At 42.3% G+C, this 14,845-nt stretch carries 11 protein-coding genes; 2 read left to right on the top strand and 9 right to left on the bottom strand.

All coding sequences use genetic code 11. The features are described 5' to 3' along the window. Window positions 1-2 precede the first annotated feature (2 nt). The 8 genes from J9537_RS19445 to ptcA form a co-directional block, all read right to left on the bottom strand. Window positions 3-1,397, bottom strand: a complete 1,395-nt coding sequence (locus tag J9537_RS19445; RefSeq protein WP_028021123.1) for a glycoside hydrolase family 1 protein — start codon at window positions 1,395-1,397, stop codon at window positions 3-5. A 122-nt stretch (window positions 1,398-1,519) separates the two neighbouring features. Further along, entirely contained in the window at window positions 1,520-2,482 is a 963-nt protein-coding gene (locus J9537_RS19440; protein WP_218257454.1) for a LacI family DNA-binding transcriptional regulator, read from the bottom strand. Between the two features lie 63 nt (window positions 2,483-2,545). After that, window positions 2,546-4,843 carry a glycoside hydrolase family 3 N-terminal domain-containing protein gene (locus tag J9537_RS19435; protein ID WP_218257453.1) on the bottom strand — a complete coding sequence of 766 codons (2,298 nt, stop codon included), beginning with the start codon at window positions 4,841-4,843 and terminating at the stop codon, window positions 2,546-2,548. Beyond that, window positions 4,836-6,170, bottom strand: coding sequence for a PTS sugar transporter subunit IIC (locus tag J9537_RS19430; protein ID WP_028021125.1), 1,335 nt, complete (start codon window positions 6,168-6,170; stop codon window positions 4,836-4,838). Before J9537_RS19430 ends, J9537_RS19435 begins: the two co-directional genes overlap by 8 nt. Before the next feature lie 166 nt (window positions 6,171-6,336). Continuing rightward, window positions 6,337-7,266, bottom strand: a complete 930-nt coding sequence (arcC, locus tag J9537_RS19425) for a carbamate kinase (RefSeq protein WP_028021126.1) — start codon at window positions 7,264-7,266, stop codon at window positions 6,337-6,339. 9 nt (window positions 7,267-7,275) lie between these two features. Next, window positions 7,276-8,373, bottom strand: coding sequence for an agmatine deiminase (gene aguA, locus J9537_RS19420; RefSeq protein ID WP_028021127.1), 1,098 nt, complete (start codon window positions 8,371-8,373; stop codon window positions 7,276-7,278). Further along, window positions 8,327-9,748, bottom strand: a complete 1,422-nt coding sequence (locus J9537_RS19415) for an APC family permease (RefSeq protein WP_028021128.1) — start codon at window positions 9,746-9,748, stop codon at window positions 8,327-8,329. Before J9537_RS19415 ends, aguA begins: the two co-directional genes overlap by 47 nt. Window positions 9,749-9,863: 115 nt before the next feature. Beyond that, the gene (ptcA, locus tag J9537_RS19410; RefSeq protein ID WP_028021129.1) at window positions 9,864-10,883 is read right to left on the bottom strand and encodes a putrescine carbamoyltransferase; all 1,020 of its coding nucleotides are present in this window, start codon (window positions 10,881-10,883) and stop codon (window positions 9,864-9,866) included. Window positions 10,884-11,155: 272 nt separating this feature from the next. Between ptcA and J9537_RS19405 the strand changes: the two genes are divergently transcribed. Continuing rightward, window positions 11,156-12,121: a helix-turn-helix domain-containing protein gene (locus J9537_RS19405; protein ID WP_028021130.1), complete on the top strand. Its 966-nt coding sequence runs from the start codon at window positions 11,156-11,158 to the stop codon at window positions 12,119-12,121. Between the two features lie 16 nt (window positions 12,122-12,137). On the opposite strand, the gene J9537_RS19400 is transcribed toward J9537_RS19405, so the two are convergent. Then, complete coding sequence (locus J9537_RS19400) at window positions 12,138-13,115, bottom strand: GumC domain-containing protein (RefSeq protein ID WP_028021131.1); 978 nt, start codon at window positions 13,113-13,115, stop codon at window positions 12,138-12,140. A 306-nt stretch (window positions 13,116-13,421) separates the two neighbouring features. Between J9537_RS19400 and J9537_RS19395 the strand changes: the two genes are divergently transcribed. Then, window positions 13,422-14,816, top strand: coding sequence for an amino acid permease (locus J9537_RS19395; RefSeq protein ID WP_028021132.1), 1,395 nt, complete (start codon window positions 13,422-13,424; stop codon window positions 14,814-14,816). The last annotated feature ends 29 nt before the right edge of the window (window positions 14,817-14,845 follow it).

The following is a 14,845-nucleotide window of genomic DNA, read 5'->3' as shown; positions in this document are numbered from 1 at the left end:
TTTTAGCGTTCCACGTTCTCAAAACCGTTTCTTTGGATTGTTTCTGCCATCCAGAAGCTGGACTTTTTAGGCACTCGCTTATACTCTTCTTCTAGTTCAACTCGGTAAAAACCATAACGATTCTTGAAGGCATTCAACCAGCTCCAGCAATCGGAAAATGTCCATAAATGATAACCAAAGCAATTGGCGCCTTCTGTGATCGCTCGATGCAATTCTACTAAATGGTCTTTTATAAATTCGATACGGTAGTCATCTTGGATGATCCCTTCTTCATTTTCAAAGACCTCCTCTTGAGAGACACCCATGCCATTTTCAGAGATATACCACGGAATTTCACTATAATCATTTTTCAGCCGCATCGCGATGTCGTAGATGCCCTTTGGATAAATTTCCCACCCTCGATGAGGATTAATCTGTTTTTCAGGCCAATCATACCCTTGATACAGATCCTGCGGTCCTTCTATTGTTGCTTTCATCTCTTTTGATACAGCTTGTACGCGTAATGGCTGATAATAATTACAGCCAATGAAGTCAACGGTATTTTTTGAAAAGAGCTGCTTATCCCCCTCGTTTGTCTTAGGCAATAAGTCTGAAGTTTTCAACATATCTACAAATTCCTCAGAGAAACTGCCCTTAACAGCGCAATCTAAAAAGCTTCGAATACACAGATGATCTGCCCATTTAGCGGCTTCCCTATCCTCTGGTGACTCACTTTTAGGATAAACCGGCGATAAATTCAAGATAATCCCTATCTTCCCATCCTTGAGGGCGGCTTTTCGGAAAGCCTCTACCGCTTTCGCATGAGCCAGCATCGTATGGTACCCTACTTGCAAAGCACGCTTAAAATCTCGCACTCTCGGCCAATGAGCATCCCCATAATACCCGCATTCAATATGCACCAGCGGTTCATTGAATGTCGCCCATTTTTTTACAATATCACCAAACTGCTCAAAAGCCACACTAGCATAGTAGGCAAAAGAATCCGCAGATTCTCTAACTTCCCAGCCGCCCTTCTCCATCAACCACCAAGGCATATCGAAATGAAATAGATTGATTATCGGCTCGATCCCATTATCAATAAGCGCTTGAAAATAGGCACGATAAAAGGAAACAGCTTTGGGATTTAAGGTCTTCCCATCTGGCAGTAATCGTGTCCAAGCAATTGATGTCCGATAAGAATTCAGGTTCATTGCCTTCATATTGGCGACTTCTTCCCGATACATTTCATAAAGGTTTGACGTATTTTCTGGTCCGACCTGATCATAAAAGGCCTCTGGCTCCATTTCAAACCATTTATCCCAAGTCGAAGGACTTTTCCCATCCTTCAACGCAGCTCCTTCTGATTGCGGTGCGCTTGTCGCTGCTCCCCATAAAAAATCTTTTGGAAATTGATGCATAAATAACTCCCCTTTTTAATAAGTTTACGTTTTTCGATTGCTTCTGTTCATAAAAACAGCGACTCATCTATTTATGAATCGCTGCGATATATTCTCTGTTTAGATAGGTTAAGAACGGGCAATTACAGTCCAAAAATCTCATTCTCAATAATTTCTTCTTTCCCTGCCTCCGCGTCTTCATTCATTCGATCTAGCAGCAGCTGTGCAGCGCGTTGACCAATCAGCTTAGTAGGTGCTTTGATCACAATCCGATTCTCCAACAGCGCAGCCATCTCACTCGTATAGTCATAGTGAGCCAAGACCAGCTCCCTTTGATCGGATGAGACTGAGGACAGATACTCAAGGACTCCCGTCATCATATTGTAGTTGGTCACTATCAGGGCCGTTATCTCTTTAGCGATCAATTTCTTTCCGCCTCGATACCCGCTGATCCGAGAATAATCGCCATATTCAATTTCTAATGACACCTCAGGATGATTCGCAATTGCCTCTTTCGCTCCCGATAAGCGTTCCCTTGCCACATAATCATTTTGCGGGGCCGCTAAAAGGCCAATCTTTGTATGGCCTTCCTGAATAAGATGCTCTACTACTTCATGGACGCTTTTTCGGTCCGCTACCTGTACACGATCCACGCCCGGCAGCTGAATTGGACTGTTTATAGTCAGTACAGGAATCGGCAGCTCGGCTAAGCGCTCCATTCCGTCCCAATCTTGTTCTGACATAAACACAATCAACCCATCCACCGCATGCTGGACAAGATAATCAATTTTTTGATCAACCAGAGAAACGTCACCCTTGAACCCGCTTAACAAAACAGAATAACCATTTTGCTCCATCACACCTTCAATCGCACTGACAATTTCAGCACCAAATTGACTGGATATGCTATTCATCAAAAGGCCGACAGAAAAACTGCGATTGTTCTTAAGCCCTTTAGCAATGATATTTTCCTTGTAATCCAGCTCCTTGATGGCAGCAGCAATTTTTTTCATATTTTGTTCTTTCAGCTGATGACCATTAAGATAGCGCGAGACACTTCCTAATGAAACACCCGCCAACTCAGCAACTTTTCGAATAGATGACATCTGATCGATTCCTTTCCTGTTCTGCTATTGTTACTGTCTGAAAAGTTAACTAGACAAAGAGAATCAGCTAGTAAGCGACACTTCCTGCGATAGCTCCTGCACCATAATTCGACAGCTCTCCGCCTGCTTATAGTTTCCATCGAAATCTGTAAAGCAAAGCGCCTCTAAAGGAACACTAAAGGTTACCTCTGTTGACTCATTCGGTGCCAATTCTACCTTGATAAATTCCTTCAACAGCTTGTGTCGTTGAATCACGGCTCCACCCAGTAAACGAACAAACACGAGCACCGATTCTTTCCCAGCAATTTCTCCGTCATTTTTGACAGTAAGACTTATAATTATTTTGTCAGACTCTGGGGTGACATGCAAGTTCTCATAGGAAAAACTCGTGTAACTCAATCCATAGCCAAACGCATGTAGAGGTGCCCCCGGCTCATCATAATAATCGTCTTTTTTTGAAGCCGCTCGTTGATAGTAATAAACGGGCAATTGTTCTGAATTCAGTGGATAGCTGACGCTTAAGCGACCACTAGGATTGTTGATACCCAGCAAGGTTCGAGCAATAGCGCCTCCTCCTTCTTGACCAGGAAACCACCCAACTAAAACAGCGTCAGAAAGCTGTTGAACCTCTTGAAGATCATAGGTTCTGCCCTGGATCATCACAGTTACAATTGGTATTCCTATTTCTTTTAGCTTTCTTAGTAACGTTAACTGCTCCCCACCCAAAGACAAGGAAGCCACATCTACATTTTCGCCAGAATCCATGTTAATTCCTTTAGAAGAAACAGCGCCATTGTTTAAAAATTCCATATCGAAATTCCGTGCGCTAGATCCGCCCAAAACAATGAGAATCGTATCTGCGCCTCGACAGACTTTTATCGCTTCTTCAATTTTTTCGTGCTGGTTCTCCTTGTTGCGCACCTCACAGCCTTCTGCGTAAACAACTTCTGATTCAGAAAATGCCTGTTTCACTTGTTGATAGATTGTTTTCTCAGCCATTTCTGACGACTGCGGTGCTGAATAATCGCCTAATAGCGCATAGACACTATCTGCGTTTGGACCTATTACAGCTAATTTTCTTATAGACCGATCCAGTGGAAGAAGACCATTGTTTTTTAGCAGCGTCAATGATTCTTCAGCAGCCTGAGCATTGATTTTTTTTGCAGCACTGAGTACTTTCGTCAGTTTCTGGCTAGGATCCTTTACAAACGGCTGCTCGAATAACCCTAATAGAAACTTGATACCTAAAACGCGGGCACAGGCGGCATCAAGAGCCGATTCCGTAATTTTTTTTGCTTTTACTCCATCAGCGATCTGCAAATATGTTTCGTCCCACAAACTCAAGTCAACACCAGCCTGCAATGCAGCATTGGCACTGGTTACCTTGTCAGAAAAAACATCCTGTAATCGATCTAGCGCAATTCCGTCAGCCATGACGATTCCCTGATAGCCCAACTGCTTACGCAGGATGTTTTGGAACAATTGCCTATTGATATGACAAGGAACACCGTCCACATCGTTGTAGGCTGCCATTACTCCTACGGCATTTCTTGTACTTGCTAGTAAGGGAAAGTACACGTCTTGAAATTCTCTTCTTCCAAGCGTCACAGTTCCAGAGTTATGTCCCCCTAGCGCCTCTCCTTGTGCAATACAATGCTTTAATACCACTCCGATTTGATCCGGTTGTCGATTGATTTCATCAACGGTAAGATCGAGATAGCTTTTTTCATCTGTGATTAAATCCCCTTGAAAACCTGCAACTACCGCTTCGCTCATTTTTGCGGCTAGTATCGGATCTTCTCCAAAGCATTCTTCCGATCGTCCCCAGCGTGGGTCCTTCACTAAATCCAACGTCGATACAAGTGCTAGGTGAACACCTTTAGCTGCAAGCTCCTGTGCCATTAACTGACTGGATTTTTTCGTAAGCTCTGTATTGAAGCTGTTTCCGCGTCCGATATTGGTTGGATAAGACGTTCCCTCTAGTCCTTGGTGACCATGAGGACATTCTTCCACGAGTAGAGCCGGGATTTTCCAGCGGGAATGATTGATCACATATTCTTGTACTTGGTTGGCAAGCTTCCAGCTATCTGCTGCAGCTATCCCATTTTCAAATCCTACCTTTGACCATGGGTCGGCACGAAACAGGCCGTATAAGGCCCCCAATCCTCCGCCCCATTCTACATGTGCTTTGAATTTGTCTGTTAACGAGACCTGTCCATTCGCCTTCTTTTCATAGCATTCCCAGCCATACAGGTGTTGATTCACCTGACCCGCTTTTTCTTCTATACTCATTCGGCTTAACAGATCCGCCACACGTTCTTTAATAGGCAGGGCTGGATCTTGGTACGGATACTTACTCAAGCAATTCTTCTCCTCTCAATTGAGCTTCCTTATTTGATGCGATCACAAAAGGCATAAATAAGAAAACATCCAATACGATTAGTAGTATTGTCAAAACACTCGCCATGATATTTCCACCTGTTGCGATAAAGGACTGAATCACCGGTGGTGTGATCCACGGTGCTGCTGCCACTGTTTTTCCTACTAAACCGATACTTGTAGCAAAATAGGCGATAATCAAATTAATAGACGGGATAATCGCACAAGGAATCATAAAGATTGGATTCATCACGACTGGCAGGCCGAACATCACTGGTTCTGTAATATTGAACATGCAGGTAGTCAATCCAAGCTTCGCTACTTGACGTTGATCCTTTCTGCGAGATACCCAAAGAATAGCAATAACTAAAGGAAGAATACAGCCGCCTCCGCCAATCAAGCCAAAAGCATTGGCAAAGGGCTCGGTAATAATATTTGGGATATCCTGATGATTTTGAAAGGCCAGCATATTTTCTTCGATTGACTGCAGCATCGGTGCTTGCTTGATTGGTGCCAAGATACTAGAGCCGTGCATTCCAAATACCCAAAGAAAATCAGAAAAGAATTGAATGAACAGCATTCCTGGTACAGATAGTACAAATCCTTTTAATGGCGTTTGAATGGCTAAATTGATCAAATCGGGAACATTTAACCCCGTCGCTTTCTTCAATACAAAAACGAACAGTCCAAAAATCAACACAACGAGTACTTCTGGAACCAAAGAGTTGAATGACGTTGCAACTGCTGGAGGAACACCATCTGGCATTTTTATTTTCAGCTTTTTGAATTTTGCGAACCGAACAAACAGCTCGGTGCTCACTAATGCGCAGATCATTGCAGTTGCTAAGCCGGAACTAGAGGTTAAGGCTTGTGAGAAGACGCCTCCAACTTCAGCTGTAGCACCATCAGCAAGAGTCACTAAGGTATTTACAGGCATTAAAATAAACATAGTCGCTAAGCTTAATACCCCAGCGTGAACAGAATTGAAGGCTGGATCATCAATCGCTTTTGATTGAACATAAAAATTTGCTAGATTCACACCAATATTGTAACAAACGATGATCGCTAAAATACTCATTGTCCCATTGTTAACAATGACAGCCAATTCTGACAAAAAACTCAAATCAACTATTTTCTGTACGGCGGCATTCGAAAAAATTAAGGCATTCAATAAGACCATGAAGGATGCGGCCATTACTAACGGCATCGTAATAATAAAGGCATCACGAATGGCCAGAAGATGACGCTGATTATTGATTTTTGACACAATCGGCAATAATTTCTCAGACAGCTTATCTACGAGATTCATAATAAAACTCCTAACTATTTTCTTTTTTGAACCGGTTCAAAAAAAATAATAGCAAACGATTTCAATAATTACAATAGGTTTTGAAAAATAATTGAACCGGTTCAATTATTTTGTAAAAAAACTCGTATACTGGGTGATATTTACCAAGCATACGAGCTTTGATTCTTTACATTTGTACCGTCGTTCCACTATTGCCCTTCACTGCTTCTGACGCTTGTTCTAGAGAAGCTATAATGGCTTGTCGACCGGCTTTTGATTCAGCGAAGTCGATAGCGGCTTCGACTTTCGGCAGCATACTGCCTGGAGCGAATTGTTTTTCTTCGATATATTTCTGCATATCCGCTACACTAGTTGTTTCTAGTGCTTTCTGTTCTGGCTTGCCGAAATTGACGAAGACATGATCTACCGCAGTTAAGATAATGAACACATCCGCATCGATCAGTGCCGCCATTTTCGCTGCCGCGAAATCTTTGTCGATGACTGCATCGACGCCTTTATATCGGGTACCTTCATATACTACCGGAATGCCTCCTCCACCACAGGCGATCACGACTTGCCCCGCGTCGACGAGGGTTTGCAGACTGACTTTTTCGTAGATATCGACAGGTTTTGGTGACGGCACTACACGGCGCCAGCCTCTTCCCGCATCCTCTACATAGACATCCTCCGTTTCGTCCATCAGTTTTTTGGCTTCTTCTTCGCTGTAATAGCCTCCAATCGGTTTTGTCGGATTAGAGAATGCTGGATCATTTGGATCTACTACCACCTGCGTCAGCATGGACACTACCGGAATGTCTGCCATTCCTCGTGACACCAATTCTTCATCAATCGCCTGTTGCAGGTGATAGCCAATATAGCCTTGACTCATCGCTGTACATTCTGGAAACGGCATCGTATCCTCTGGTTTTTGGCTGGTTTCCTCAAAGGCCAAGCGGATTTTGCCGACCTGTGGGCCATTCCCATGAGCGATGACCACATGATGTCCTGCTGTGATCAGATCCGCGATGGATTTTGCCGCTAATTCAGCTTTGGTTAATTGTTCATTGGCAGAATTTCCTAATGCGTTTCCGCCCAATGCGATAACGATTTTTGACATGGGTCTCTCCTATCTTTGTGGCTGCTGCTGCGTAATACAGTGAATGTTTCCGCCGCCGTAGACGATCTCAACTGTATTTACACCCACAATTTCTTTATCTGGGAAAATCATTTCTAATTGTTCTAATGCGAGAGCATCGTTTTTGTCTCCATATTGCGGCACGATTACTCCATTGTTGGTGATCAAGAAGTTCATGTAAGAAGCGATACAGATGTCGCCGTCTTCACGCGGCATCGTTCCTTCTACATAGTCAATCTTGAAATTGCCGTCAATTGTCACTGTTTCGATTGGGCAGCAAATCTTGTGAACTTTTAGCTTGCGGCCTTTAGCATCTGTCATTTCATTTAGACGTTTGTATGCATCCTGAGCGGCTTCATAAAATGGACTGTTTTCATCTTCTGTATAGATACATGCCACTTCACCTGGTCGAACAAAGCAGGCAACGTCATCCACATGCCCATTTGTTTCCTCTGGATCGATCCCATCACCCAACCAAAGAACCTTTTCACAGTTCAAATAATCGCATAATTTTTGTTCGATCTCTTCTTTACTCATGTGAGGATTGCGCCCTTCACTTAGCAGACACATTTCCGTCGTTAACACCGTACCTTCTCCATCTACGTGGAAAGAACCGCCTTCTAAAATGAAATCATCTGTGCGATAAGAATCCACATGTTCAATTTCACAAATTTTTTGTGCCACTAAATCATCTTGATCCCATGGGAAGTACAAGCCGTCGACAAGACCGCCCCAAGCATTGAAGCCCCAGTCGTTCCCACGTAATTCTCCTTTGCCGTTAATGACAAAGCTCGGACCACAGTCACGAATCCAGGCATCGTTGTTGGACATTTCATAGACCGTAATCTCTTCCGGTAATTGACGACGACAGTTTTGGAATTGCTGCTGAGAAACCACCACATTCATCGGTGTGAATTTGCTGATCGCTTTTGCTACCTCTGTGAAGGCTTCCTGTGCTGGCTTGCCACCATCACGCCAGTTATCTGGACGCTCCGGCCAAATCATCCAAACCTTTTCCTGTGGTTCGTATTCGCCAGGCATTCTAAACCCGTCTTGTTTCGGTGTTGTCTTTTCGATTCTCTTCGCCATTGTAAATTACTCCTTTTTTCTTGATTTTTTTCACCCATATAATCGCTTCACCAAAGAGTGTGAAGACGACAGCTCCGATCGTAATCGGTAGTTGTTGACTTAACGTTTCAGCATCAAATTGCAACGGCAATGCGGTAAAGATCAATGAAATCACGATCATAATCATTGGTAATGCAACCAAAAGCTTCAAGAAACCATCGCTTCCGCCCACTCTGAATGGTCGTGGTGTATCTGGATCAATTTGACGTAATTTGTAAAATGCTGGAAAAACTGGTACATAGGACATTAAGAACATTACGAGGTTCAATGAGAAGAATGCCCAGAATAAATCTTGATTCGGTAAAATCGGTGCAATCACAACGACAACTGAAGCAACCACTCCATTCATAATTGCCGCACCAATTGGCATCTCATCTTTTCCGCCACGTTTCGCGAAAATTTTTGGCATATCGCCATTTTCAGCTGCGTAACAAGCGGTATTGTTAACCCCTAAGGACCACGAAATCATGTTACCGAACAACGTCAGTAAGAACAGGAAGGCCATCGCAATAATGAACCAACCGCCAGTTGACCCCGTCAATAGCTTGAAGCTGTCCATCAAGCCGCTACCGGTACTGATTTGATCCGTTGGAATCGCCACACCGATCCCGAATGCTGAGAAGATATAGATCGCCGCAATCACTAAACCACCAGCGATAATTGATTGCGGAATTTGTTTCTTAGGATTTTCCATATCATCCGCAAAGGTACAAATAACCTCAAAACCTAATAAGTTAAAAATGATAACCGAAATAAAGGATAAGCTGTTCAGATCAAAACTTGGCAGCATCGAAGACAAGGTAAACTCATTCGCCGCGCCTTTTGTAGCAAATGTATATAGTCCTAATGCCCCGATTAAGATCGCCAACAGCATCTTAATCACTGCCGCACCATTTAAAATCCATACACTGTCAGCTACTGGATAAAAGCTAATCCAAACAATGACCCAAATAAAGACCAACTCAATCAAAATAGCTGGTAGAGTTGAAAATTCAATCCCTGTGATTGTTGTTAATAAATCTGGGCAAACAACAGCTAGTGAAGCTAGCCATAGCGGATAGTTAATCCAATAGTACCAAGATACCCGCGACCCCCAACGATGCCCGAACGCTTGAGTCACCCAGTCATAAATCCCACCATCACCAATATACGTAGTCCCTAATTCTGAAGAAATCAAACCATAGGGTAAAAGGAACGCGATCAGTAGGAAAATCCACCAAAAAAACTGGGAATTCCCGATCGCCGCAACCGGCGCCGCTGCCTCTGCCACGAATACGACACAGATAACGGATAATATTGCACTCATCAAACTAAATTTTTTCTTTTTTTCTTCCATTTTTTCTTCCTTTCCGGTAGAAACAGGGATTGAGGATCGCCTCAATCCCCGAATGGAAATAATCTTGATGATTTTTACATAAAGCTGCAGATCATTTCCGTCCTCACCTCTGAGTCTATAGTGCTTTGCCTAAAAAGACTTCCAAGTCTGCTTTGGCTGCTGCTTTTTTCTTTTCATCAATTGGGTTCTTCTCTGCATAATCGTGCATCAAGTACACCAGCAAGCCGCGAATCGAAGTCAAGCGATTTTCTGCTTCATCGAAACAAATTGAATTTGGTCCATCCATCACTTCATCGGTTACTTCTTCTCCTCGAGTTGCAGGTAAGCAATGCATGAATTTCGCATCTTTGCCGGCACGAGCCATCAACTCGTCATTTACTTGATATTTTGGATAGAACGTGCTCATGCGCTCTTCTTCTGATAGTTCTGCTTCATATAATCCATACCATACATCGGTATAAACGAAGTCTGACCCTTCAATAACCTCGATTTGATCAGAGACAGTATATGAACCGCCAGATTCTTTGCAAATGGCATCTAATCTTGCACGATGGTCTTCATTCAATTGGAACCCTTCTGGACCAAATTGTACAAATTCCATGCCCATTTTCGTTGCGACTAAACCTAATGAGAAACATACTTGTGTCGCATCGCCAATGAAGGAAACTTTGCAGTCCTCGATTTTTTTGCCTTCAGGTAAATGCTCGATCATTGTACAAAGATCGCCTAATTCCTGTGTTGGGTGATTAAAATCGGACATACCGTTAATGACTGGAATCGTCGCATTGTTTGCCAAGTCATAGACACTATGATGACGTTCTACACGTGCCATTAAAATATCGACTAATCGAGAAAGTACACGACTTGTATCTTCAATCGTTTCGTGTCCGCCTAATTGGATTTGTCCTGGTGCTAGATATTCAGCGTGTCCGCCTAATTGCGTCATCGCTGTTTCAAATGAAACTCGAGTTCTCGTAGAAGATTGTTGGAAGATCATGCCTAACACTTTATCTTTTAATAATGGCGGATAAAAACCGTTCTTAATAGAAGCTTTGATTTTCAATGATAAATCAACGATGTACTGAATCTCCTCCTTCGTGTAATTTTCTGTTGTAATAAAATCTCTCTTTGCCATGTTGACGCCTCCTAAGTAATTTGTTTGCTTTACATCCCATACTTTAGAGATAAAATCCCAAGTTTACGATAAGCTAAAGGATGTAAACGCTATCATTTAGCTTATCACCTGTTTTAAGCTGGTTTATTTTTGGATGTAAACCTTTTATTTTTCAAGGGTTTAGAAAAGTTTAGGTAAAAGTTTAGCGTATTTTGACACGAAGAGAGAATAAATGATGTTATACTTAAGTTGAGAAATGAGATTTTTGATTCTAAAATGAAAGGGGATTCAATATGATAGCTATCTTCGTTTATAATATTCTTTTGATCATTCTATATTCCATCACTATGGCGTTTGCAATAAATTCCTATCTAAAAGAAAAGAACAAGCTGTTTTTGCTGATCAGTCTCTATTTGGCCTTCTTCATTTTTGACAATATCATTATTTATATGACCGAGTTCATCAACTCCTTCGCTCAGAGCTATGACCAAGCGTTTATGAGTGCACCTGCTGTCAAGACCATCATTTTCATGGGAAATGCCTTTTTCTCTGTCTCAATTATTGCGGAATTACGAAAAGAAAAACTGAAAACACTCCATTATGGTTTATTAATCATCTTAGCAGTATGGATGATCACCACGCCATTAATGCCCAACTCAGCCTTTAAAGTCTGGCTTTATTATTTGGGGAATCAAGTGTTTCTCTTCTATTTAGGCTTTTATTGCTGGCGCGGCACAAAGAAAGAGCTTCCTGACTTAAACAAAGGCTATTTAAAGAAACTCGCGATCATTAATATCCTATTTAGCATCTTAATCGTGATCGAGGACAGCTTCGTCATCTTCAATGTTGATCAATATAGCTCGCTTGCTACGAAAATCAATAATCGGAGCCTCTCAGAAGATATTTTTTCTATCATCGTTTGTCTGTTACTGCTGCACTTCTTCTTGAAGGAGCGTCAAGTAGATGGAGAAACGTCACCAGAAGAACAAGAACAATCGATTCTGATCCAAAGATTTTGCCATGCTCACCAATTCACGCAAAGGGAAACAGAAATTTTTGAATTGCTGCTGTTCCATCATACCAATCAGGAGATCGCCGATCAGCTCTTCCTCTCATTAGGAACGGTCAAAACGCATGTCCACAACATTTTTATTAAGCTGGAGATAAAAAAGCGAACGCAGATTTTCGCATTGTTTGAGGACTTTCAGGCCTCTTCAAATGAAAAGATGACACTAAAAAAGAGCAACGACTTTATGTAAAGTCGCTGCTCTTTTTTTAGTCTCCATCTTGATGATGCTCCGCTGAAGAACTGGAGCTTGAGCTTGATGAGCTAGAGGATCGAGAAGAATCGGACTCTCGCGAACGAGACTCTGACTCCGATTTTTTCCGAGAAGACTCATCATTTTTGCTATCTTCGATCGAATCGAGGATCTCCTTATAGGAATCATAGGTCTCCTGCTTCTCAGCAAAATCTTTTTTCAGTTCATTTAGTTCTTTTGTTCGTTCGGCTAGTGCCTTCGCTTGGCGTTCCTGATAGCTTTTCTCTGCTGCCGCCATTGAAGCATCACTTTGCTGAATCTGAGCTGCAAAGCTGCTGTTCTCGTTGGAGAGTTGATTTTTGACTGGTTCCAATTTATCTAGCAATTGCTGCTTGTATTTTCCATCAGGTAAAACGGCTAATGTTTTCACGCCAGCTAAATAATCAGACAAGGTCAAGCTGTCTCCCTTATTCAGCAGATTCGTCACGTCGCTCTCCGCATTCGTAAAATCCTTCGACTGAGTCTCCGCAATGCGTAAAAGCATGCTGATATCTTGTCCCCAGTCCTTATCCTTCGCGGTACTTTCACTCAATTGGTCCTTCAAATTTTTAATCTTTTCCTGTTCAGGGTCTTTCAAAATTGGATGTGCAGACAAGTCTAATCCATTTAACACGTCACTTTCAAAAAGCTGGTTCAATGCCTCTTGAATCTCAAAGTTTTTCTTAGCATGGTCAATGTCTTCTAGCGTTTGACTCTCACCTCGTTGATTTTTTACCTCTGTCGACAGATCATCAAACGCATCCTTTGAGATGTCCGCTTTAAAATAGCCTGCCTTTTGATCTTCATACAGGTCGGCTAAACGCTCATTCAGCACTTTCTTGGTCTCTTTTTCTGACTGGATCATTTTCTCTTGGTAGATGTGATAGCTTGCAAAACTTACGGCGCCAAACACAACCAGTCCTAATACTACCCAACCGATTGTTTTTTTGTTCAAACCGGCTCCCCCTTATTTGTTTTAGTAAAGTCCTTTTTCGAAAAGCACGAAAAAGAACGCTTCATTTGATGTTCCATTCTCTCTCGATTAATCTTGTAAAAAAATCTTGGCAATTTGTCAATATTATAGCATTTTAATCCTGGCAAAGTACAAGTGATAGGAAAAACTTTAGTAACTCTTTTTATTTTTATGTTATTTTACAATTATTAGAAAATTCCAGTTCTTCAGCGTACTCACAGAAAATGTTTCACCCTCAGATTGGTTTCTGATACACTCATTCTATTCTTAAAAAAAGGACTGATTCTATTGGAAACACATGAAGAATTGGATAGAGGATTGAAAAATCGCCATGTCCAATTAATTTCAATTGGGGGCGCTATTGGTACAGGACTCTTTCTCGGCGCCGGAAAAACCATCCAGCTGACTGGTCCTTCCATTCTTCTTTCATACACTATCACCGGCTGTATTATTTTCTTGATCATGCGAGCACTGGGTGAACTGATGCTCTCAAATTTAAAATACCATTCATTTTTAGATTTTATCGCAGATTATTTAGGAAACAAAGCGGCTTTTGTCACTGGCTGGACCTACTGGTTTTGTTGGATCGCCATCGCCATGGCGGACCTGACCGCGACTGGGATGTATGTCAGCTATTGGCTGCCAGATATTCCTCAATGGTTGCCGGAAATCATTGCGTTAGCTTTACTACTCGGTTTGAATCTTGTCGCCGTAGGACTTTTTGGTGAAATGGAATTTTGGTTTGCCTTGATCAAGGTCGTTGCGATCATCGCTCTCATTATCGCTGGCGCTTTTATGATCTTTACCGGTTTTAAGACTAGCGCAGGTTCCGTGCGGATCAGCAACCTATGGCAGCATGGCGGCTTCTTCCCAAAAGGAGCAAATGGCTTCATGCTCTCTTTTCAGATGGCGACCTTTGCCTTTTGTGGTGTTGAACTGGTGGGACTGATCGGCGGAGAAACCTCTGATCCTAAATCCGTACTGCCTAAAGCAATCAATACGATTCCGCTGCGTATCATTTTATTCTACCTAGGATCACTTTTCATGATTATGTCAATCTACCCTTGGTCAAGCTTGTCTGCGGATCAAAGTCCCTTCGTTCAAGTCTTCTCCGAAATCGGAGTTGCGGTAGCGGCCTCGATCGTCAATTTAGTTGTCCTTAGCTCTGCCATGTCTGCCTGCAACAGCGCCATCTACAGTACAAGTCGGATGGTTCGCTCGTTGGCACAAGAAGGCAGTGCACCGAGTCGATTTACAAAATTAACACGCAATCGTGTGCCAGGAAATGCGTTGGTTTTCTCTACACTCGTCATTTTTCTCGCGGTTGTCATGAATTTCTTTGTCCCAAGTCGGATCTTTACAATGATCAGCTCGATTGCCACCATCTGTTTTCTCTTTATTTGGGGAATGATCGTCTTTACCCATATGCGCTATCGGAAAACAAACTCGAAATTGGCGAAAAAAAATACATTTAAACTACCACTTTTTCCCTATACGAACTATCTAGTCTTTTTATTTCTCGCCTTCGTTTTGTTCGTTCTAGCATTGGCGGAAGATACCCGGGAAGCACTGATCTTCTCACCCCTCTGGTTTCTTGCTCTTTTGGGAATTTACCATGTGAAATTCGAAAAAAGGAAACCGATATTCAATAAAATTTTTCATCTTTTTGACAACCAAAAGTGAAATCAGTTATTTTTTCTATATATACCACT

Origin of the sequence: Enterococcus raffinosus (genome assembly GCF_019175485.1) — a bacterium.
Taxonomy (GTDB): domain Bacteria; phylum Bacillota; class Bacilli; order Lactobacillales; family Enterococcaceae; genus Enterococcus_A; species Enterococcus_A raffinosus.
This window is presented reverse-complemented; position numbering and strand designations above follow the sequence as displayed.

Coding starts and splice junctions, on each gene's coding strand:
- J9537_RS19445 (WP_028021123.1), bottom strand. CDS start 1,397: ATGCATCAATTTCCAAAAGATTTTTTATGGGGAGCAGCGACAAGCGCA.
- J9537_RS19440 (WP_218257454.1), bottom strand. CDS start 2,482: ATGTCATCTATTCGAAAAGTTGCTGAGTTGGCGGGTGTTTCATTAGGA.
- J9537_RS19430 (WP_028021125.1), bottom strand. CDS start 6,170: ATGAATCTCGTAGATAAGCTGTCTGAGAAATTATTGCCGATTGTGTCA.
- arcC (WP_028021126.1), bottom strand. CDS start 7,266: ATGTCAAAAATCGTTATCGCATTGGGCGGAAACGCATTAGGAAATTCT.
- aguA (WP_028021127.1), bottom strand. CDS start 8,373: ATGGCGAAGAGAATCGAAAAGACAACACCGAAACAAGACGGGTTTAGA.
- J9537_RS19415 (WP_028021128.1), bottom strand. CDS start 9,748: ATGGAAGAAAAAAAGAAAAAATTTAGTTTGATGAGTGCAATATTATCC.
- ptcA (WP_028021129.1), bottom strand. CDS start 10,883: ATGGCAAAGAGAGATTTTATTACAACAGAAAATTACACGAAGGAGGAG.
- J9537_RS19405 (WP_028021130.1), top strand. CDS start 11,156: ATGATAGCTATCTTCGTTTATAATATTCTTTTGATCATTCTATATTCC.